Genomic DNA, 20,336 nt, shown 5'->3' with positions numbered 1-20,336 from the left:
CCTGGTGAAAAAAATTAAGGAAATACGGCAGAACAAAACAGAGCACTCACGCTAGCGGTGTTTTTATTTCATGTTAATTTTTATTTGAAATTTGTTTTTCGAAGTGTGAGTTCAAGCATTTTGGGATTTTTATTTTGATGGATTTACATCAGGGTGATGTATTTATTTAGGGATGCCTTTGAGGGGATAAATAAAAAAGATCGCCATGAGTGGCGTAATGCCTTTCAATTAAGCGCCGTATCTCATCACTGCACCTTCCGAAGCGGCGCGATTTATCGCGCAATAAATTGCGCCGCTAAGGTATGTGCATAAATAAACACCATCACCTACGGCGCGGCAGCGAAACCAGCATTAAGCCAAACACGATCAGCACCACGCCAGCAAAGCTACTCCAGCGGAAGGTTTCGCCCAAAATCGGCAAGGAAATCGCGGCCAGCCACACCAATACATAACTCAAACTGAGCAGCGGATAGAGCCGGTTAAGCGGCAGCTGGCGCAGCGCCAGCATCCAGCACAACATCGACAGCGCATACGCCCCGAGGCCCATCGCCAACAGCAGCAGCGCTTTCCAGTGCTGCACACTCAGCAATTCGCTTAATGGCGGGAAATCCAGCATCGCCAACCGCAGCACCAGTTGCGCCAGCGATACTAGCAACACGCTGCATAGCGCCAGCATCACGCCTTTCATAGATGACTTCCCATCAGCGCCACGCCAGCAACAATCGCCAGCGTGCCAATCCACTGCTGCACGCTGTAAGTTTCGCGCCAAATCAGCCGCGCGGCGATCGCCACCAACACAAAGTTGAGACTCAGCATTGGATACGCCACGCTCACCGGCACCCCGCGCAATACCGCCAGCCACAGCAGCATGCCGATGCCCAGCAGCAGGATGCTGAGCGCCAGCCATAAAATCCCTTTTTTGATGCCGAGATGGGCCGCCTGCTTTTGACACAGCTGGGCGGCACAGCTCAGCACGCTAACCAGTAAAATCAGCAGCAGATTCATGGTTTAGCATCATAGCCGTAGTAAACCAGGCGGCCCTGACGATAAACATCATCCGGTTCCGGCAGGTTTTTATCCGGCGTGCTGTCGCTTGCATTCAGCATCAATACCAGCGAAACCCTGCCCAGCCGACGATGGATACGCAGCCAGTCGGCAAAGCTATCTGCATTTATATAATGTGACTTTGCATCTGGATAACTCAGGCCATATTGCAATTCGCCTTTGGCATCGTAGAAATTGATGTCGCTGCGCTGCAGTTCCCAGGCCACCGCCGATGCCACGCCAGGATTGTTTGCCAGCAGATAACGGCTATCCGCCAGCTGATCGTGTACCGCGCTAACAAAACTCTGTGGCTGCTTGGCATCGCGCACCTTGTCAGGAATGGCAAAACCCACCAGTAACGCCAGCGCCAGCGGACAGAGCGCGGCTAACTGCCAGCGACCCTTCTCCGGCTTGCGGCTCAGCCAGCCCATCACGGCCCAACCTATAAAGGAGAGCGCCGCACAGAGCACGCCCATCCCTTCATCGCCGCTATAAACCGGACGATGCGCAATGCCCCAGGGTGCCAGCACCACTAAAACCACAATGGTGATGACCAAACCGAACAGCAGATTGATCCAACCATTCACCTTTAGCGCTGTAACCACCTTTGTCGAAGCGCTGTGCGCGTAATGCGCCATCAGCAAGGCCAGCGGCGCGAAGCACGGTAAAATGTAGGTCGGCAGTTTGCCTTTAGCGATGCTGAAAAACAGCAGCGGTAACAGCACCCAGCTCAACAGATAAATCGAACCCGCTTGCTGGCTGCGCTGACGCCACGCACCAACCAGCGATCCCGGCAGCAGCGCCAGCCACGGCAAACAGCCTGCCAACAGCACCGGAATGTAATACCAGAATGGCGCTTTGTGCTGCGCGTCCGACTCGGCGAAACGCTGTATATGCTCGACCCAGAAGAAGTAATGCCAGAAATCGCCTTCCTGCTGATTGATCGCCAGCGCCCACGGCGAACTAAGCAAGGCGGCGACCACCATCGTCAGCGGCCCCCAACGCAGCAATTCACCAAAGCGACGTTGCCAGATGGCCCACGGCAGAATCGCCAATACTGGCACCGCCAGCGCGAGGAAACCTTTGGTCATAAAGCCCATCGCGCAGGCCGCACCCAGCAACACATATCCGATCAATCGTTGCCGCGTGCTGCTGGCCTGCGACGCCAGCCAGTAACTGCACATCGCCGCAACCAGCCACAGCATCAGGATCGGATCGAGCACCGCGTAAGTGCCGACGCCGTACACCAGCAACGAGGTGAGAAAAATAATGCTGCCGCTCAGCGCGATTTTACGGCTGGCGAACATCTGCGTGCCGAGCCAATACACCAATACCGCGCTCAACGTGGTGCTGAAAATCGATCCGGCGCGCACGCCAAAGTTGGTGTGACCAAACAGCAACTGGCCGAGGTTATTGACCCAATAACCGGCAATCGGTTTCTCGAAGTAGCGCAGATCGAAGAAATGCGGCACCACCCAATTGCCGCTAAACAGCATTTCACGACTGATTTCGGCATAGCGGGTTTCGTCCGGCTGCCATAAGGCGCGAAACTCAATCGGCATCAGGTAAAACAGCGCGAAGAGCGCGATAAGTAACGCGGTTTTAGTGACTGTACGCATCCGTGGTTCCTGTAAAAATTAACGCTGGCAGCCTAGCCAGCCTTCACGTCCGGGAATATGCCCGCGTACGATGTTGCCCTGTGGCAGCGTAGTGAGATCGTCGGGTAACAAGGCGCTGAGCGGACAGAACTGAATGTCTTGCTGCTCCGCACGCCTCAGCAGATCGGCGAATGCCTCAAGCCCGACAATCCCTTCCACTTCGGCATGAATGGTGTAAACCGGCGAACCGCTTGCGGTATGGATCTGCTTGAGGATGAAGTCATTAAAACCTTCCGCGCTCACCGATTGCCCAACCACTTCATCCCAGGTCGGCAAGGTCACCGGGATTTGTACCGTGCCGGGGCTGCCATCACTGAGAATCGGTATAAATGGACCGCTGCCGCGACAATCACTGTTGTAGCTGAAACCAAACTGCTGCTTGGCAGCCACCACGCGGCCATCAGCGCGCCAGCCCGCCACCGCTGAACAGGTGACATTGTCACCGATGATCGCTTCCAGCTCCTGTTTACCGCGCGCAATTTGCTCAACCAGTTTCTCTTGCGGCCACACGCCCGCCCAGGTTTGCCAGGCAAAGTGATCCCACGCATGCAAACCGACTTCATGATGATCGGCGGTGGCGCTGATGATCTCCTCCAGACCGCGACCAATCTCACGTCCCGGCCAGGCGGTGCCGGCCAGCAAAATATCCCAGCCGTAGAGTGATGCGGCGCGCGACCGCAGCATTTTCCACAGGAAACGCGGTTTTAACAGGCGCCACAAGTGGCGCCCCATATTGTCCGGCCCAACGCTGAAGAAAAAACTGGCCTGCAGCTGATGCAAACTGAATTGCTCCAGTAACGCCGGCACGCCAAGTTGGGTGCCGCGCCAGGTATCGACATCGACACGCAAACCGACTTTCTTCATGGTTTATCCTGTAGCTCAACGGTGCGCAGGAAGAAGTCCAGCGTGTTATCGATGGTGGTATCCATCTCTACGGTTGGCGTCCAGTCCAGCAGACGACGCGCGTTTTTGATCGACGGCTTACGGTGTTCCACGTCCTGATAACCTTTGCCGTAATAGCTGCTGCTTTCCACTTCACGGAAGCCAGCAAACGGCGGGAAGTTGCTGCGCAGCGGGTGACGTTCGAAACTCGCCAGCAGACGCTCGGCCAACTCTTTGATGCTGGCTTCGTTATCCGGGTTACCGATGTTGACGATCTGGCCGTCGCAGTTGTTCTGTTTGTTTTCGATAATACGGAACAGCGCTTCGATGCCGTCGCGAATATCGGTGAAGCAGCGCTTCTGTGCGCCGCCATCAATCAGCTTAATTGGTGAGCCTTCCACCAGATTGAGGATCAGCTGCGTGATAGCACGAGAACTGCCGATACGCGCGGCATTCAGATTATCGAGGCGCGGCCCCATCCAGTTAAATGGACGGAACAGCGTAAAGCGCAGCCCTTCTTTCTCACCGTAAGCCCAAATCACGCGGTCCAGCAGCTGCTTAGACACCGAATAGATCCAGCGCTGTTTATTGATCGGCCCAACCACCAGATTAGAGTGATCCTCATCGAAATGCTGATCGGTACACATGCCGTACACTTCGGAAGTCGATGGGAAAATGATGCGCTTTTTGTACTTCACGCAGTCACGAATGATTTTGAGGTTCTCTTCAAAGTCGAGCTCAAACACGCGCAGCGGATTGCGTGTGTACTCAATCGGCGTGGCGATGGCCACCAATGGCAACACCACGTCGCACTTCTTAATGTGATACTCGATCCATTCTGAGTGAATGCTGATGTCGCCTTCGACAAAGTGGAAGCGTGGCTGATCGAGGAAACGGCTGATGGCGTCAGAACCGATGTCTAAACCGTAGACTTCGAAGTTATCATCCTGCAGCAGACGCTCGGTGAGGTGGTTACCGATAAAACCGTTCACGCCGAGAATCAGCACGCGCGTGCGTCGTTTCACCGCCGCCACTGGCTGAGAATAGAGCAAGGCGCCCTTCACCATACCGAGGTTTTGCGCCAGCTGGCTGCCGTTCATAAACACGCCGTTATCGCTTTGACCGGTCACCACTTCCAGCGCGCCTTCAGCGCAGGCGATCAGGAATGGCTCAACAGAAAGCACGGTACCCGGTTTGGCCTGATGTTCAGTGCTGTGTACGCGACTTTTCCACACCACGAATTTCACCGTTCCGGCATAGGCGAACGCGCCTGGCCACGGATAGGTCACCGCGCGCACCAGATTATTGACCGTCTGCGCCGGTTGTTCCCATTTTATGCGGCCATCTTCTGGCGTGCGGCGACCCACAACCGTGGCTTCGCGCTCATTTTGTGGTGTGGTAACGATATCGCCGCGTTTCACCGCCGGTAATGCGCCTTCCAGCACCTGCGTTGCACAGGCAACCAGCTTGCGATGCAGCGTTAACGCGTTGTCCTGCTCGTCAATCGCCACGCGCTGTTGCGCCACGATGTCACCGGCATCGGCGCGCTTCACCATGCGGTGCAGCGTTACGCCAGTTTCGGTTTCGCCATTGACCAGCACCCAGTTCAGCGGTGCGCGGCCACGATATTTGGGCAGCAGCGAACCGTGCAGGTTATAGGCACCCATACGCGCACTGCTGAGAATGCAGTCGTTCAACAAAGCGCGGTAATAGAAAGAGAAGATGTAATCCGGTGCCATTGTTTTAATGCGATCGACCCACAGCGGATGATTGACATCCTCCGGCGCATAGACCGGAATGCCCTGCTCAGCGGCTAAACGCGCAACGGAGTCGAAAAAGTGGCTCTCAGTTCCTGTGTCTGAGTGGGTGAAAATAGCGCTGATTTCATAGCCAGCGTTCAGAAGTGCAGAAATACCCGCACAGCCCATTTCGGCGTAGGCGAAGACGACAGTTTTCATTGCTCAATTTCCTGTACAGATGAGGCGTTTTGCTGTGGGTGAATCACACGTTGGATGAAGTAGCGCGGACGGGCGCGTACGTCGTTGTAAATGCGGCCGATGTATTCGCCGAGTAATCCCATACCGATGAACTGCGCGCCGATAAAAATAAACAGCACCGCGAACAGCAGGAACACGCCATCACCGGCCCATGCCGCGCCGAGGAACAGACGCAGCACAATCAGAATCAGCGAGAAGGCAAAACCGGCCAGCGCAATCAAACTGCCGACGATGCTCAGCAAGCGCAGCGGCGTGGTGGTCAGGCAAGTGACCAGGTCATACATCAGGTTAATCAGCCGCATAAAGCTGTACTTTGAATCGCCAAATTCGCGCTCGGCGTGCGCCACCGGCAGCTCAATGGTGCGGCGCGCAAAGGTGTTGGCGAGGATGGGAATAAAGGTGCTGCGTTCGTGGCAGTTCAGCATCGCATCGACGATATGGCGGCGATAAGCGCGCAGCATGCAGCCGTAATCACCCATCGCTTTGCCGGTGACGCGCTGAATCAGGTGATTAATGGTGCGTGAGGCGCGACGGCGAAACCAGCTGTCCTGGCGGTTTTGACGCACGGTGCCCACCACGTCATAGCCCTGCTTAGCCGCTTTCACCAGGTTCGGGATCTCTTCCGGCGGGTTTTGCAGGTCGGCATCCAGCGTGATGATTAAATCGCCGCTGACGTGGCTAAAGCCCGCCATGATTGCTGAGTGCTGGCCGTAATTACGGTTCAGCAATACGCCAACCACATGGCTGCCCGGCATATCGGCGGCATCGGCAATCATCTCGCCTGAGCGATCGCTGCTGCCGTCATCGACCAGCAGAATCTCGTACGCCAGATTTAATCCTGCGCAGGCTGCATCGGTGCGACGCACCAGCTCCGGCAGGCTCTCCTCTTCGTTGTACACCGGGATCACCACGGAGACTTTGCGAATGGCTTTTTCTTCCAGCATGTCAAACTCCAGCGATATGACGTAATGCGCTAATCACGCGCGTGACATCTTCATCGCGCATATCAGGGAACAACGGGATTGAGCAGATGCGATCGCTATTCCATTCGGTGTGCGGCAACGAGAGTTGCGGATAGCGTTCGCGGTAATATTTGTGGGTGTGCGCGGCACGGAAATGCAGCCCGGTGCCGATATCCTGCGCTTTCAAGGTTTCCATAAGCGCATCACGGCGCGCCTCATCAACGCGAATAATGAACAGATGCCACGCGTGTTGATGTGGCCATTCTGGCTGCGCCAGCGGCAGAAACGGCGTATTCGCCAGTTCAGTGAGATAGCGCTGCGCAATCGCCGCGCGGCGCTGATTGATGGCGGGCAACTTTTTCAGCTGCACCAAAGCAATTGCTGCGCTGATATCTGGCAGGTTGTATTTGAAACCCGGCATGATCACTTCGGCCTGCGGCTTGCGGCCGTGCGTGTGGCGATCGTACGCATCGACGCCGAGTCCGTGGAATTTCAGACTGCGCATGCGGTCGGCCAACGCCGCATCATCGGTGACAATCAAGCCACCTTCGGCGCAGGTCATGTTTTTGATGGCGTGGAAGGAGAAGATCGCCGTGCCCTGCTGGCCAACGTGCTTTTCTTTGTAATAACAGCCTGCGGCGTGCGCCGCATCTTCAATCACCGGAATGCCATGGCGCTCACCAATAGCGCGAATGGCATCTATATCGGCGGGCGCGCCAGCGTAATGCACCGGAATGATGGCGCGCGTACGCGGCGTGATCGCCGCTTCAATCAGCTCCGGCGTTACCATCAAGGTGTCGCGGTCGATATCGATCATCACCGGCGTCGCACCCAGTAGCGTGATGATGTTGATGGTGGAAACCCAGGTCAGCGAAGGCGTGATCACCTCATCGCCAGGCTGGATGCCCAGCGCCAGCAGCGTGACGTGCATCCCCGCCGTGGCGGAGCTGACAGCAATCGCATGCTGATTGCCAGTGAGCTGGCAAAAAGCCTCTTCCAGTTCGGCATTTTTCGGGCCGGTGGTGATCCAACCCGACTCAAACACCGATTTAATGGCGGCTAACTCTTCTTCACCCAACGAGGGCCGTGAGAATGGTAGAAAATTCATTATGTTACCTTGGAATTAAGCACTATTTAACGGCCATTTATTCCAAAATACGCGGGTTAACTTAACGCAACATTAAATGAGAAGGGTACTAAGTCGGCTTTTTCTGACACGTTGAGGATTGGTAGAGGAAGGGACAAATTTGCCGGTTTATCATCATGAACCAGCACGCTTCTTAAGGTTAAATTAAGGTTTTGACCCTATACTAAGTCAGGATATGTTTTATAACGTCTGGAGGATAATGCGATGAGTACGGCTACTGACAGACTTTCTCAGGCAGCGCTGCGCCGCCACCATATTGGGGTGAAAACCAAAGGATTGCGCTATCGCGGCGATCTATATGTGTTCCGCTATAACGCCGGCCACTACGATGTGTTCCTTAATAACGACCGCGTAATGTCATTGAATACCAGCAATGTGCAGGAAGCGATCCAGCTGTTTAAGCAGCAAGCTTAATCTTCTCCTCTCCATTTCTGGAGCCCGCTCTGCAATCCCGATGTATGCCGCTGTAACGCCCTTTTACCTCTCGCACCTATCCTCGCTTCGGCGTAAAGTCCTGGCAACGACAAGCCTGGATGGCGCGAGGTATGAGTAATGGAATACGTATATGGCTTAATTAGTGGCCTATTAGGATTGGCCGTAGGCAGCTTTCTTAACGTGGTGATCTCGCGGTTGCCATTGCAAATAGTGCACCCGAACACTGCGCTAAATGTGTGTTGTCCGCCCTCTCACTGCCACCAATGCACCACCGCGCTGCGCTGGCGCGACAACATTCCGCTCATAAGTTGGTTACTGTTACGCGGTAAATGCCGTTATTGCCATTGTAAAATCAGCGGGCGTTATCCACAGGTGGAGATAATTACCGCGCTTCTGACGCTGCTGCTTATCTGGCTGATGCCAGTCAATATGCAATTGCTGGGCGCGCTCATATTGTTCTGGGCGTTAACGGTATTAGCCTTTATTGACCTCGAACATCTGCTTTTACCGGATGTGATTACGCTGCCCTTGCTGTGGATTGCGCTGCTGTTTAAAGCGATGGGATGGCTACCCGGCTCATTACAAGAAGCGGTATGGGGATCCATAGCGGGATATTGCTTGTTGTGGGCGCTATCAATTTTATATCAATGGATTAGAGGGATTGAGGGATTAGGGATGGGCGATGCAAAACTGCTGGCTGCAATCGGCGCCTGGTTGGGCTGGTCGCTTTTACCCTGGGTGCTTTTATTGGCTTCGGGCGGCGCTATTTTATGTGTTTTGATTTCCAGAGTTAGCGGGCAGCGCGAGCTCAATCACGTCATCGCCTTTGGTCCGTGGATCGCCTTAGCGGCTATAAGTCTCTTTATTCATTCGATTATTTTTTAACCACCCCAACTGCGGTGCGAAATTAAGTGGCCAATTTCTGGCCAACGCCCTGATTCATATATGGAAAGAGTAAACAAATCTAAACAAAATTAATCATTGTGATGTAGGTCAAAAGGCTCTATATTGGCCGCGTTTTTTCACAGCTGTTACTTTTTTGTTCAATTAGTCAATTGGCGAGCCTTACGTGCCCCGGTTGAAGGAGAGATATGATGACGGATAAAGTCCGTATTGATAGTTTTGGTGCCAATGCATTCAACGGAAATAACGACGCATTCTTAGCCCGTCAGGCTGAGTTTGAATCTAACGTCAGGAGTTACCCGCGCAAACTGCCTTTAGCTATCGCTAAAGCCCATGGCGTGTGGATCACAGATGTTGAGAATAAACAATATCTTGACTGTCTGGCTGGCGCAGGGACGCTGGCACTGGGTCACAACCATCCTGATGTTCTCCAGAGCATTCAAAATGTCATTACCAGCGGCTTGCCGTTACATACTCTTGATCTGACTACTCCACTGAAAGATCAGTTCTCTGAGTCTCTGCTCTCGCTGCTGCCAGGCCAGGGTAAAGATTATTGCCTGCAGTTCACCGGTCCTTCTGGTGCCGATGCGGTTGAAGCCGCGCTTAAACTGGCGAAGAAAGCCACTGGCCGTAGCGGCGTGATCAGCTTCTCTGGCGGTTATCACGGTATGACGCACGGCGCGCTGTCCGTCACCGGTAACCTGGCACCGAAAGAAGCGGTTGATGGCATGATGCCAGAAGTGCAGTTCATGCCTTATCCGCATCAGTATCGTTGCCCGCTAGGTATCGGTGGTGAAGCTGGTGTGAAAGCGCTGACCTATTATTTCGACAACCTGATCAACGACGTGGAAAGCGGCGTGCGTAAGCCTGCAGCAGTAATCCTCGAAGCCGTTCAGGGCGAAGGCGGCGTGAACCCAGCTCCCGCTGAGTGGCTGCAGCGCATCCGTAAAGTGACGCAAGAACACGGCATTCTGTTGATCCTCGACGAAGTTCAGGCTGGCTTTGCCCGTACCGGCAAATTCTTCGCCTTCGAACACGCCGGCATCGAGCCAGACATCATCGTGATGTCTAAAGCTGTGGGCGGCGGTCTGCCACTGGCTGTGCTGGGCATCAAAAAGCAGTTCGACGTTTGGTCACCTGGTCATCACACCGGCACCTTCCGTGGCAACCAGCTGGCGATGGCTACCGGCCTGACCACGCTGAAAATCCTCAAAGAGCAGGATATTGCAGGCAAAGTGGCCGCGCAGGGTGAATGGCTGAAACAGCAGCTGGCCGCAATGCAGAAACGCTTCCCGGTAATTGGTCACGTTCGTGGTCTCGGCATGATGATCGGCATTGAGATCGTTAAACCGAACGAAGCGGCCGATCACATGGGCAGCTTCCCGGCTGACGGCGAGCTCTCTGCGCTGCTGCAGAAGAAGTGCTTCGAAGCAGGTCTGATTCTGGAGCGCGGTGGCCGCCATGGCGCAGTTCTGCGTCTGCTGCCTTCACTGCTGATCACCAACGATGAGCTGGCGATTTTCCTGGATAAATTTGAGCAGGCGCTGATTGGCGCTGGCGTCAAACCTGTTTGATTGGAAGAGTAAATGTCTGAAGTAAACCCGATTCTGGCCGCCTCTGCACAGAGCATTGAGGCGTACCAGCAGGCGATTGCCCAGAGCAGCGCCGCGGTTGTGCAGTGGCTGCAACAGCCTGAGATGTATCAAGGCAAAAGCGTTGCCGAACTGCGCGAGCGTATCACGCTCGACTTCAATCCAAACGGCCTGGGTAACCAGGCCGCGATTGAACGCGCGATTGAATATTTCCTGAAAGACAGTCTTTCAGTGCATCACCCGCAATGTGTAGCGCATCTGCACTGCCCGAGTCTGGTGGTAAGTCAGGCGGCAGAAGTCCTGATCAACGCCACCAATCAGAGTATGGATTCGTGGGATCAGAGCCCTTCTGCCACCATCATTGAGATCAAACTGATCGAATGGCTGCGTGCGCAAGTGGGTTACCCGGCTGGCGACGCCGGTGTGTTCACCAGCGGCGGCACCCAGAGCAACCTGATGGGTCTGATGCTGGCACGCGACGCCTTCTATCAGCGTCAGGGTCACTCGGTGCAGCAGCACGGGATCACTGGTGATCTGCGTAAGATCAAAGTGCTGTGTTCTGAAAACGCGCACTTCTCCGTACAGAAGAACATGGCGCTGCTTGGACACGGCTATCAGTCTGTGGTGCAGGTGAAGTCTGATGAGTTCGCCCGTATGGACGTGTCAGACCTTAAAGTCAAACTGGCGCAGGCCGACGCTAACGGCGAACAGATCCTGGCGATCGTGGCGACCGCCGGTACCACCGATGCCGGTGCTATCGATCCGCTGCGTGAAATTGCCGGCATTGCTGCCGAGCGCAACATTTGGGTACACGTTGATGCAGCATGGGGCGGCGCGCTGCTGCTGTCCGAGAAGTATCGCGACTACCTCGATGGCCTGGAGCGGGTGGATTCCGTCACTTTGGACTTCCATAAACAGTATTTCCAGACCATCAGCTGCGGTGCGTTCCTGCTGAAAGATGAGCGTCATTACGAGCTGATGCGTTATCAGGCGGCTTACCTGAATTCTGAGTTTGACGAAGAGGCCGGCGTACCGAATCTGGTATCCAAATCACTGCAGACCACGCGTCGTTTCGATGCGCTGAAACTGTGGATGGGCCTGGAAGCGCTGGGTCAGAAACAGTATGCGGCGATCATCGATCACGGTGTGACGCTGGCGCAGGAAGTGGCGAAATTTGTTACCTCTGAACCACGCCTCGAGCTGGTAATGCAGCCTCAGCTGGCGAGCGTACTGTTCCGCTATCGTCCAGAGCAACTGACCGATACTGCTCAGATTGCGCTGTTCAACCAGCGTATTGGCGATGCGCTGCTGGATTCAGGCCGCGCCAACGTAGGTGTGACCGAGAATCAGGGCGTAACCTGCCTGAAGCTGACCTTGCTGAACCCAACCGTCACGCTGGAAGATGTTAAACTCCTGCTGGCGCTGGTTGAGAAAACCGCGAATCAGCTGCTAAACGCATAATTACCTGTGATGCGAATAAGCCGATAACTGGCAACTGTTATCGGTTTTTTTTCGCTTCTGCACCTGAATTCAGTTCGCGCACATAATCCAGAAACGCCTGTAGCGGCGCCGGAATCAACCGGCGATCGTTGTAATAGAGCCAAAGGCCAGAGAAGCTTTGCCACCAATCCGGCAGAATCGGCTGCAGGCTGCCATCACTCAGCGCCGGTCTAATCCAATCCTCAAATAAGTAGACCACGCCGCAGCCAGCGATTGCCGCTTCTACCGTCAAGTCCATCGCCGCGCCGATACTGCAAATCAGCGGACCTTTCGGCTGCAAGCGCACGGTTTCCTCGCCGCAGGTAAATTCCCATTCGGCAATCACGCCAGTCGCATAGCGTCCGTGTAAACAGCGATGCTGCACTAAGTCGCGCGGATGCTGTGGTTTACCGAATTGCGCCAGATACGCGGGAGATGCCGCCAGGGCAAAGCGCTGGGTGCGCGGACCGATTGGCAGCGCCACCATGTCTTGCTCCAGATGATCGTCATAACGAATGCCGGCATCACAACTATCGCGGAACACATCCTGCACATTACTTTCCGCCACCACTTCCAGCTGGATATCGGGATAGCGCTTTAGAAATCCCGGCACAATCGCCGGTAACACAATGCGCGCGGCGCTCACCGGCACATTTAAGCGCAAGGTGCCGCCCGGCGTATCGCGGAACGTGTTCAACGCATCCAGCGCTGCATCCACTTCGTTCATCGCCGGAAGCAGGCGCGACATCAGCACCCTGCCGGCTTCTGTTAACGCCACGGTGCGCGTGGTGCGATTAAACAACCGCACGCCAAGTTGCTCTTCGGCACGCCGCACCGCATCGCTCAAGCGCGACGGATTACTGCCGGTCATGCGCGCCGCCTCACGAAAACCGCCCGCTTTGGCCACCGCCACCACCGCGTGCAGCAAGGCGATATCCAATGCCATTGTTCGCTACCTCGTACACTGTGTCCCAATTTGTACGGATAGTTGCACAGCGTTTTGGCGATTACAATCTAACCACACACTGACGAAGGAGCTTTCCATGTCTCATCCAGCATTGACTTACACCCTTGGCGACCGCCAGGTTGCACGACTCGGTTACGGTGCCATGCAGTTAGCCGGTCCCGGCGTGTTTGGTCCGCCGAAAGATGAAGCGCGTGCTTTACAGGTGCTGCGCGATGCGGTCGCAGCAGGCGTGAATCACATTGATACCAGCGACTTCTACGGTCCGCATATCACCAATCAGCTGATCAAAAAAGCGTTACACCCTTACGCCGACGATCTGGTTATCGTCACCAAAGTAGGCGCGCGCCGCAACGATAAAGGCGGCTGGTTACCGGCATTCACGCCAGAAGCGCTAACGCAAGCGGTGGAAGATAACCTGCGCAATCTTGGGCTTGATGTGATGGAAGTGGTTAATCTGCGTTCGATGCTGGACGTGCACGGACCGAAAGAGGGTTCGCTGGAGCCGCAGGTTGAAGCGATGATCAAGCTAAAAGAGCGCGGGCTGGTTCGACACATTGGTCTGAGCAACGTGACGGCTAAACAGGTGGCCGATGCCCAGGCGATGACGCCGATCGCCTGCGTGCAAAATCTCTATAATCTGGCCAATCGTCAGGATGAGGCGCTGCTCGACCAGCTGGCAGCGCAAGGCATTCCTTATGTGCCATTTTTCCCACTCGGCGGATTTTCACCGCTGCAATCGGATCAGCTGAGCGAGGTAGCGATTGAGCTCAATGCTACGCCGCTGCAGGTGGCGCTGGCGTGGCTGCTGCAGCGTTCGCCCAATATTCTGCTGATTCCGGGAACGTCATCGCCGGAGCACCTGAAGCAGAACCTGGCGAGTAGCGAAGTGACACTTACGCCAGAAATTGTGCAGCGGCTAAACACCATCGGCCAGCGATAGAGCACCCTTCCTAGCGGCGCCATTTATTGCGCGTGTTTTGACATATACATTCCGCAACAAATTGCGCCGCTACGGATTATTCACTGTTTAAATGATTTTTGCCTCGACCAGACAACCTTTGAGAATACCAAACGCATCCTGACACTGCCGCTCAGCGACGCAGGCAAAACCCAACAGCAGGCCGCGCCGCTCCTGCGGATGCATATAATATTGCGACAACGGCCGCACCTTAACGCCTCGCCGTAGCGCCAGCGCGGCGACCGCCACATCATCGCAGCCGGTTGGCAAATTCATTACCAGGTGCAATCCCGCCTCATGATTCACTACCGGCAAAAAATCGGCGCCCAGATAACGCTCAATCAGGCTCACCATAAAGCGCCGCCGCTGGCTGTAGAGCTTGCGCATGCGGCGAATGTGCGACATGTAATGCCCTTTTTGGATGAACTCTGCCAGCGCGCGCTGCACCAGCAAATGCCCGCCGCGATAGAGTTCCGCCGCCGCCACACGCAGCGGCTGCGCCAGCGCTTTTGGCACCACCAGATAACCGAGACGCAGCGCCGGATAGAGCGTCTTGCTAAAAGTGCCCATATAAATCACCGGCGCATCCGGCTCAAAGCCTTGCAACGACGGGAACGGCTGGCCGGAGAAGCGAAACTCGCTGTCGTAATCATCTTCCACCAGCCAGGTTTTGTGTTTGCGCGCCAGATCGAGTAGCTGCTTGCGCCGCTCCAGGCTGAGATGCACGCCCAGCGGATATTGATGTGACGGTGTCACGAAAATCATCTTCGGTGCGCGACTGCGCGGCGGCAAATCGGGTATTAATCCCTGCTCATCCACCGCAATGGCATTGATTTTCAGTCCGTTGATGCGCAGCAGATTGCGCGTCCCCCAATAACCAGGTTCTTCGATCCACACCTGATCGCCGGGATCGCATAACACGCGCGAAACCAAATCCACCGCCTGATGAATTCCTTCAGTGATGATGATTTGATCGGCATCAGCGCGTACCGAACGCGCCACGCTCAGGTACTCCGCCAGCGCAGCACGCAGCTGTGCGCAGCCGCCATTGCTGCTGTAAATCAGCCGTTCAATATCCGGTTCACGGTTCAGACGCGCCTGAATCTGGCTGAAGAGTTTATGCGGGAACTGCGTGACATCCGGCGCGCCAGGCACAAAAGCGCCCCACTGATATGGCGAGGCATTGGCATGGCCGAGCAGCGAAGCGCCGCGTTTGGAAATCGCCGCCGGTTTCGCGCTTAATGTTTCGATCGGCGCCACGTTGCGCGGCGTGTTCAGCGATCCCTCCGGCAAATTTTCTGCAATCCATGTTCCGCTGCCGGTACGCGCAGTGACGTAGCCTTGTGCCATCAAATTCTCATACACGTTCAACACCGTGTTGCGCGACACCGACAGCTCGCGCGCCAAATCGCGCGTGGCGGGCAAGCGCGTGGCGTGCGGAAAAATGCCTTCTGCAATAGCGGCTTGCATACAACTCAGCAAACGCTGCTGCAACGTCCCTTCCGGCATAAACTGCATGCGCTCTAATACATGATCGGCGTACAAACTTCGCAATTGGCTCCCCTCTTTTCACTGAAAGTGGCTCTGGCAAGATAACTCAGCGCAGGCATAAATAAGCGTGTTTGTCGTGATTTGTAAAGACGCTTATCGCTAAGGAAAGGTTATGGAAGGTAAAAACAGCCAGTTGCAGCAACGTAAAGATGATGCCCTGCCACGCGGCACCGGTAATCTTTGTCAGTGGTACGTAGAGCACGCGGAGAACGCCACGCTGCGCGATGGTGAAGGCAACAGCTGGATCGATTTCGCTGGCGGCATCGCGGTGCTGAACACCGGGCATCGCCATCCGCGCATCGTGCAGGCGATTGCCGATCAGTTAGAGAAATTTACCCATACCGCATTCCAGGTGACGCCGTATGAGAGCTATGTGGCGCTGGCGGAACGCCTCAATCGCGTGGTGCCGATTGCCGGTAAAGCCAAAACTGCATTCTTCTCCACCGGCGCTGAAGCGGTAGAAAACGCGGTTAAAGTAGCGCGTGCAGCGACGCGTCGTCACGGCATCATCACCTTCGGCAACGCCTTCCACGGTCGTACTTTTATGACCATGGCGATGACCGGCAAAGTGGCCCCTTACAAACGCGACTTCGGTCCGATGCCCGCGTCGGTGTGGCACGCGCGCTATCCCAACAGCGTCACCGGCATCAGCGTTGATGATGCGCTGGCCAGCTTGCAGGATATTTTCGCGCAGGACATCGCGCCACAAGATGTTGCGGCTATCGTGCTGGAGCCAATTCAGGGCGAAGGCGGCTTCCACGTCGCGCCGCCTGAATTCTTCAACCGCCTGCGGTCGCTGGCCGATGAGCACGGCATTTTGCTGATTGCCGATGAAGTACAAACCGGCTTTGCCCGCACCGGCAAATTGTTCGCGATGGATCACTATACGGTGAAACCGGATCTCATCACCATGGCGAAAAGCCTCGCGGGCGGCATGCCGTTATCGGCGGTCAGCGGCCGGGCCGAGATTATGGATGCGCCGGGTCCAGGCGGCTTGGGTGGCACCTACGCTGGCAATCCGCTGGCGATTGCCGCGGCGCATGCGGTGCTGGACGTGATCGCCGACGAGAAGCTGTGCGAACGTGCGCAACAACTCGGTGCGCAGTTAACCGACTTCCTGCACAGCGCACGCAGCCAGTATTCCTCCATCACCGACATTCGCGGCCTTGGCTCGATGATTGCGGTGGAGTTCGCCAGCGCGCAAACCGCGCAAACCATCCAGCAACACGCGATGGCGCGCGGGCTGCTGCTGCTTACTTGTGGCCCGCAGGGCAATGTCATCCGCTTCCTCTATCCGCTCACCATTCCTGATGCGCAGTTCGGCCAGGCGCTGGAGATCCTCAGCAGTGTGCTGAGTCAACACGCCGATTCGTAACAATCTACCCAGCTCGCGCGGCGGGCTGGGCTTCTCACCTGTTGTAACCCGGCTGCGCGTCGCGCGGCCTGAGAGACGCTTTGGAGAAACATTGATGAGTTCACAGAATGCCGATGTACTGGCGCAAGGCCTGAAGCCGCGTCATGTACGGATGTTATCAATTGGTGGCGTGATTGGTGCCGGATTGTTTGTTGGCTCTGGCCATGCGATCGCCGAAGCCGGTCCGGCGGTACTGCTGGCCTACATCGCCGCGGGCGCGTTGGTGGTGCTGATTATGCGCATGCTGGCCGAAATGGCGGTGGCATCACCGGATTCCGGCTCATTCTCCACCTACGCCGACAAATCTTTGGGCCGCTGGGCCGGCTTCACCATCGGTTGGCTGTACTGGTGGTTCTGGGTGTTAGTGATCCCGCTGGAAGCCAATGCCGCTGGCACCATTCTGCATTCGTGGTTTCCGCAGGTTTCGGTGTGGGAATACACGCTGGCGATCACCACATTCCTGACCATCAGCAACCTATTCAGCGTCAAAAACTATGGCGAGTTTGAATTCTGGTTCGCCCTGCTGAAAGTGGTGGCGATTGTGGCGTTCCTCTGCGCGGGTAGCTTAGCGGTGTTTGGTTTGATTCCGGGCAGCAGCACGCAGGGGATCTCACATCTGTATGACACGCAAGGCTTTATGCCTAACGGCATCGGCGCGGTGCTGGCGGCGATCCTCACGACCATGTTCTCTTTTATGGGTACCGAGATTGTCACCATTGCCGCCGCCGAATCGCGCGAGCCGAAGAAACAAATCACCCAGGCCACCAACTCGGTGATCTGGCGCATCGCGCTGTTCTATCTGCTGTCGATCTTCATCGTGGTGGCGCTGGTGCCGTGGAATACGCCGTCGCTGATGAAAGCAGGTTCTTACCAGACGGCGATGCAGATGATGAACGTGCCTTACGCTAAGCAGATTGTTGATGTGGTGGTGTTGATTGCGGTGTGTAGCTGTCTCAACTCTGCGCTGTATACCGCATCGCGCATGATCTATTCGCTTTCACGTCGTGAAGATGCGCCTGCCGTCGCGTCGCGCACCACCCGCAGCGGCACGCCGTGGGTAGCGGTGTTGCTCTCCACGGCGGCGGCCTTCCTCGCGGTGATCGCTAACTATCTGGCGCCGAGCGCAGTATTTGAGTTCCTGCTCGCCAGTTCCGGCGCCATCGCGTTGCTGGTGTATCTGGTGATCGCCGCGTCTCATCTGGTGCTGCGTAAAAAGCGCGAAGCGCGCGGTGAAATCCTCAGCTATCGCATGTGGCTGTTCCCTGGCCTGACGTGGGCGACGATGGTGTTCATCGTTGGCGTGTTGGTTGCCATGCTTTTCAACCAACAACACCGTCCAGAGATTATCGCCACCGGCCTGTTGACGCTGGGTGTCGTCGCCGCCAGCCGTATTGTGCATCGCAAACGCGTGGCGCGGAAAAACGAGGAGATGGTGGCGTTACGTTCGTAACGCATGACTTCCAGGCAAGGATGCCGCGGAACTTAGTCGTACTGCACGTCGATGCTGATGGCTTCTTCCTGCACGTTGAGGTTTATCGCGCATTTACGCCACACCGGCAGACCGTTGGTCATATTGTTATCCACGAAGTACTGCTGAAAATCTTTCAGCGCCTCCGAGAGATCGCCTATCGCGCGCGCATCGGGTTCAAACCAATCCGGTTCACCGTTTTCATCGATGTAATCGAACTGAAACTGCCCGCCATCATCGTCCGCAAACAGTTCAGCCTGAACGATCAATTCCCGCGCACCTTGCGGGCCACAGCTAAAGATGATCTGGCCGATACGGCGATAAAGGTCTTCGTATTGCATAGGTTTTGGGTTCCTCAAATAAATTTACTGCGTGCAACTCATTGCGACGCTACAAAATCCCGTACTTATCCGTAGCGGCGCGATTCATCGTGCAAACCATGACACCATTATTGACTTTAGTTCGCATGATAAGAGAATGAGGCTCTTCGAACAGAAAGTTGCAAAAAAGGGAGTTTATCATAGCCTGTTCACATCGTTTTCCCTGGGTTAACACCTATAAAAAATCCGCTGCGCTGGTCGCCATTGCTGTCGCCCTCTCGCTGGCCAGTTGCTCCTCGCCGCCACCGAAATCGCTGGTCACGCCGTTGCCGACGGTCACCAAACCGCCAATGCCGACTAAACCAGCGCTGAGCAAAGAACCGGTACGCGGCGTGTGGCTCACCACCGTTTCACGCCTCGACTGGCCGCCAATCAATTCCGTGAATGCCAGCCCGGCCAACCGCATCCACCAGCAGCAACAGGCGTTGACCGATAAGCTAGATAAACTGAAAAGCCTCGGCATCAATGCGGTATTTTTCCAGGTAAAGCCGGATGGCACCGCGCTGTGGCGCTCCAGCATCTTGCCGTGGTCAGATATGCTCACCGGCAGGATTGGTGAAGATCCCGGCTACGATCCGCTGAAATTTATGCTGGATGAGGCGCACAAACGCGGCATGAAGGTGCACGCGTGGTTCAACCCATATCGCGTCTCGACCAACGTCAAACCTTCCACGGTTAACGCGCTGAATAATACGCTTGCGCTGCAACCGGCCAGCGTATTTGTGCTGCATCGCGACTGGATCCGCACCGCCAGCGACCGCTTCGTGCTCGATCCCGGCATCCCCGCCGCGCGCGACTGGATCACCAGCATCGTTGCGGAAGTGGTGTCGCACTATCCGATCGACGGCGTGCAGTTCGATGACTATTTCTATACTGAAACGCCCGGTTCAACCCTCAACGACAGCGCCACGTTCCGCCAGTATGGTCAGGGTTTTGCATCGAAAGCTGACTGGCGGCGCAACAACACGCTGCTATTAATTGAGCAGGTGTCGCGCACCATCAAGCAACTGAACCCGAACGTAGAATTTGGCGTCAGCCCGGCAGGCGTGTGGCGCAATCTGTCGCATGATGCGGCGGGCTCCGACACGCGCGGCGCGGCCGCCTACGACGAAGCCTACGCCGATACGCGTCGCTGGGTGCAAATGGGACTGCTGGATTACATCGCGCCGCAGCTTTACTGGCCGTTTGCGCGCCAGGCCGCCCGTTATGACGTGTTAGCCCACTGGTGGGCGGACGTGGTGAAGCCAACGCACACTCGGCTCTATATCGGTGTGGCGCTGTACAAAATCGGCGAAGCGTCGAAAAGTGAACCTGACTGGACGGTGAACGGCGGCGTGCCGGAGTTGCAAAAGCAACTCGATCTCAACGAGTCGCTACCGCAGATTAACGGCACCATTTTGTTCCGCGAAAATTACCTTAATCAGCCACAAACCCAGGATGCGGTGAATTATTTGCGCAGCCGTTGGGGCGATTAACATTATCGTAAGGTCGCCACTCAT

Annotated in this window: 18 protein-coding genes; 8 read left to right on the top strand and 10 right to left on the bottom strand. The window is 55.8% G+C overall.

Translation table 11 applies throughout. The features are described 5' to 3' along the window. Positions 1-322: 322 nt before the first annotated feature. The 7 genes from arnF to arnB are packed head-to-tail and all read right to left on the bottom strand — an operon-like array spanning position 323 to position 7,651. Complete coding sequence (arnF, locus tag KVT28_RS10255) at positions 323-688, bottom strand: 4-amino-4-deoxy-L-arabinose-phosphoundecaprenol flippase subunit ArnF (protein WP_217548167.1); 366 nt, start codon at positions 686-688, stop codon at positions 323-325. Beyond that, positions 685-1,005 (bottom strand): 4-amino-4-deoxy-L-arabinose-phosphoundecaprenol flippase subunit ArnE, encoded by a 321-nt coding sequence (gene arnE, locus KVT28_RS10250; protein WP_217548165.1) that lies wholly within the window; start codon positions 1,003-1,005, stop codon positions 685-687. The genes arnF and arnE overlap by 4 nt, the downstream gene beginning before the upstream one ends. Further along, positions 1,002-2,663 (bottom strand): lipid IV(A) 4-amino-4-deoxy-L-arabinosyltransferase, encoded by a 1,662-nt coding sequence (arnT, locus tag KVT28_RS10245; RefSeq protein ID WP_217548162.1) that lies wholly within the window; start codon positions 2,661-2,663, stop codon positions 1,002-1,004. The genes arnE and arnT overlap by 4 nt, the downstream gene beginning before the upstream one ends. A gap of 18 nt (positions 2,664-2,681) precedes the next feature. Beyond that, positions 2,682-3,566 carry a 4-deoxy-4-formamido-L-arabinose-phosphoundecaprenol deformylase gene (gene arnD / locus KVT28_RS10240; RefSeq protein ID WP_217548160.1) on the bottom strand — a complete coding sequence of 295 codons (885 nt, stop codon included), beginning with the start codon at positions 3,564-3,566 and terminating at the stop codon, positions 2,682-2,684. Next, the gene (gene arnA, locus KVT28_RS10235) at positions 3,563-5,542 is read right to left on the bottom strand and encodes a bifunctional UDP-4-amino-4-deoxy-L-arabinose formyltransferase/UDP-glucuronic acid oxidase ArnA (protein ID WP_217548158.1); all 1,980 of its coding nucleotides are present in this window, start codon (positions 5,540-5,542) and stop codon (positions 3,563-3,565) included. Before arnA ends, arnD begins: the two co-directional genes overlap by 4 nt. Then, positions 5,539-6,525, bottom strand: coding sequence for an undecaprenyl-phosphate 4-deoxy-4-formamido-L-arabinose transferase (gene arnC / locus KVT28_RS10230; RefSeq protein WP_217548156.1), 987 nt, complete (start codon positions 6,523-6,525; stop codon positions 5,539-5,541). The genes arnA and arnC overlap by 4 nt, the downstream gene beginning before the upstream one ends. Before the next feature lies 1 nt (position 6,526). Next, on the bottom strand, positions 6,527-7,651 hold the full coding sequence (arnB, locus tag KVT28_RS10225; protein WP_217548153.1) for a UDP-4-amino-4-deoxy-L-arabinose aminotransferase: 1,125 nt from the start codon (positions 7,649-7,651) through the stop codon (positions 6,527-6,529). A gap of 243 nt (positions 7,652-7,894) precedes the next feature. On the opposite strand from arnB, the gene KVT28_RS10220 reads away from it, so the two are divergent. The 4 genes from KVT28_RS10220 (at position 7,895) to KVT28_RS10205 (ending at position 12,081) form a co-directional block, all read left to right on the top strand. Beyond that, the gene (locus KVT28_RS10220; protein WP_101761453.1) at positions 7,895-8,104 is read left to right on the top strand and encodes a hypothetical protein; all 210 of its coding nucleotides are present in this window, start codon (positions 7,895-7,897) and stop codon (positions 8,102-8,104) included. A 138-nt stretch (positions 8,105-8,242) separates the two neighbouring features. Then, the gene (locus KVT28_RS10215; RefSeq protein ID WP_217548151.1) at positions 8,243-9,010 is read left to right on the top strand and encodes an A24 family peptidase; all 768 of its coding nucleotides are present in this window, start codon (positions 8,243-8,245) and stop codon (positions 9,008-9,010) included. 206 nt (positions 9,011-9,216) lie between these two features. Further along, positions 9,217-10,602: a diaminobutyrate--2-oxoglutarate transaminase gene (locus tag KVT28_RS10210; protein ID WP_110866938.1), complete on the top strand. Its 1,386-nt coding sequence runs from the start codon at positions 9,217-9,219 to the stop codon at positions 10,600-10,602. A gap of 12 nt (positions 10,603-10,614) precedes the next feature. Further along, on the top strand, positions 10,615-12,081 hold the full coding sequence (locus tag KVT28_RS10205; RefSeq protein WP_217548149.1) for an aspartate aminotransferase family protein: 1,467 nt from the start codon (positions 10,615-10,617) through the stop codon (positions 12,079-12,081). Between the two features lie 37 nt (positions 12,082-12,118). Here the strand turns inward: KVT28_RS10205 and KVT28_RS10200 are convergent, their stop codons facing one another. Further along, positions 12,119-13,045: a LysR family transcriptional regulator gene (locus tag KVT28_RS10200; RefSeq protein WP_217548146.1), complete on the bottom strand. Its 927-nt coding sequence runs from the start codon at positions 13,043-13,045 to the stop codon at positions 12,119-12,121. A gap of 97 nt (positions 13,046-13,142) precedes the next feature. Between KVT28_RS10200 and KVT28_RS10195 the strand changes: the two genes are divergently transcribed. Further along, entirely contained in the window at positions 13,143-14,006 is an 864-nt protein-coding gene (locus KVT28_RS10195) for an aldo/keto reductase family oxidoreductase (protein WP_192412930.1), read from the top strand. 87 nt (positions 14,007-14,093) lie between these two features. Here KVT28_RS10195 and KVT28_RS10190 read toward each other — a convergent pair whose 3' ends face one another. Continuing rightward, on the bottom strand, positions 14,094-15,578 hold the full coding sequence (locus KVT28_RS10190) for a PLP-dependent aminotransferase family protein (RefSeq protein WP_217548144.1): 1,485 nt from the start codon (positions 15,576-15,578) through the stop codon (positions 14,094-14,096). Positions 15,579-15,687: 109 nt separating this feature from the next. On the opposite strand from KVT28_RS10190, the gene gabT reads away from it, so the two are divergent. After that, complete coding sequence (gabT, locus tag KVT28_RS10185; RefSeq protein WP_217548142.1) at positions 15,688-16,950, top strand: 4-aminobutyrate--2-oxoglutarate transaminase; 1,263 nt, start codon at positions 15,688-15,690, stop codon at positions 16,948-16,950. A 94-nt stretch (positions 16,951-17,044) separates the two neighbouring features. After that, positions 17,045-18,439 carry a GABA permease gene (gene gabP, locus KVT28_RS10180; RefSeq protein WP_217548139.1) on the top strand — a complete coding sequence of 465 codons (1,395 nt, stop codon included), beginning with the start codon at positions 17,045-17,047 and terminating at the stop codon, positions 18,437-18,439. 32 nt (positions 18,440-18,471) lie between these two features. On the opposite strand, the gene KVT28_RS10175 is transcribed toward gabP, so the two are convergent. Next, positions 18,472-18,798: a hypothetical protein gene (locus KVT28_RS10175; protein WP_101761446.1), complete on the bottom strand. Its 327-nt coding sequence runs from the start codon at positions 18,796-18,798 to the stop codon at positions 18,472-18,474. 233 nt (positions 18,799-19,031) lie between these two features. On the opposite strand from KVT28_RS10175, the gene KVT28_RS10170 reads away from it, so the two are divergent. Beyond that, the gene (locus KVT28_RS10170; RefSeq protein WP_254633519.1) at positions 19,032-20,312 is read left to right on the top strand and encodes a glycoside hydrolase family 10 protein; all 1,281 of its coding nucleotides are present in this window, start codon (positions 19,032-19,034) and stop codon (positions 20,310-20,312) included. Positions 20,313-20,336: the final 24 nt, after the last annotated feature.

It is taken from the genome of Pantoea sp. GbtcB22 (genome assembly GCF_019091025.1).
GTDB classification, from domain to species: Bacteria; Pseudomonadota; Gammaproteobacteria; order Enterobacterales; family Enterobacteriaceae; genus Pantoea; species Pantoea leporis.
Note: the sequence above shows the minus strand (reverse complement) of the source record. Positions and strands in the feature narration are given on the sequence as shown.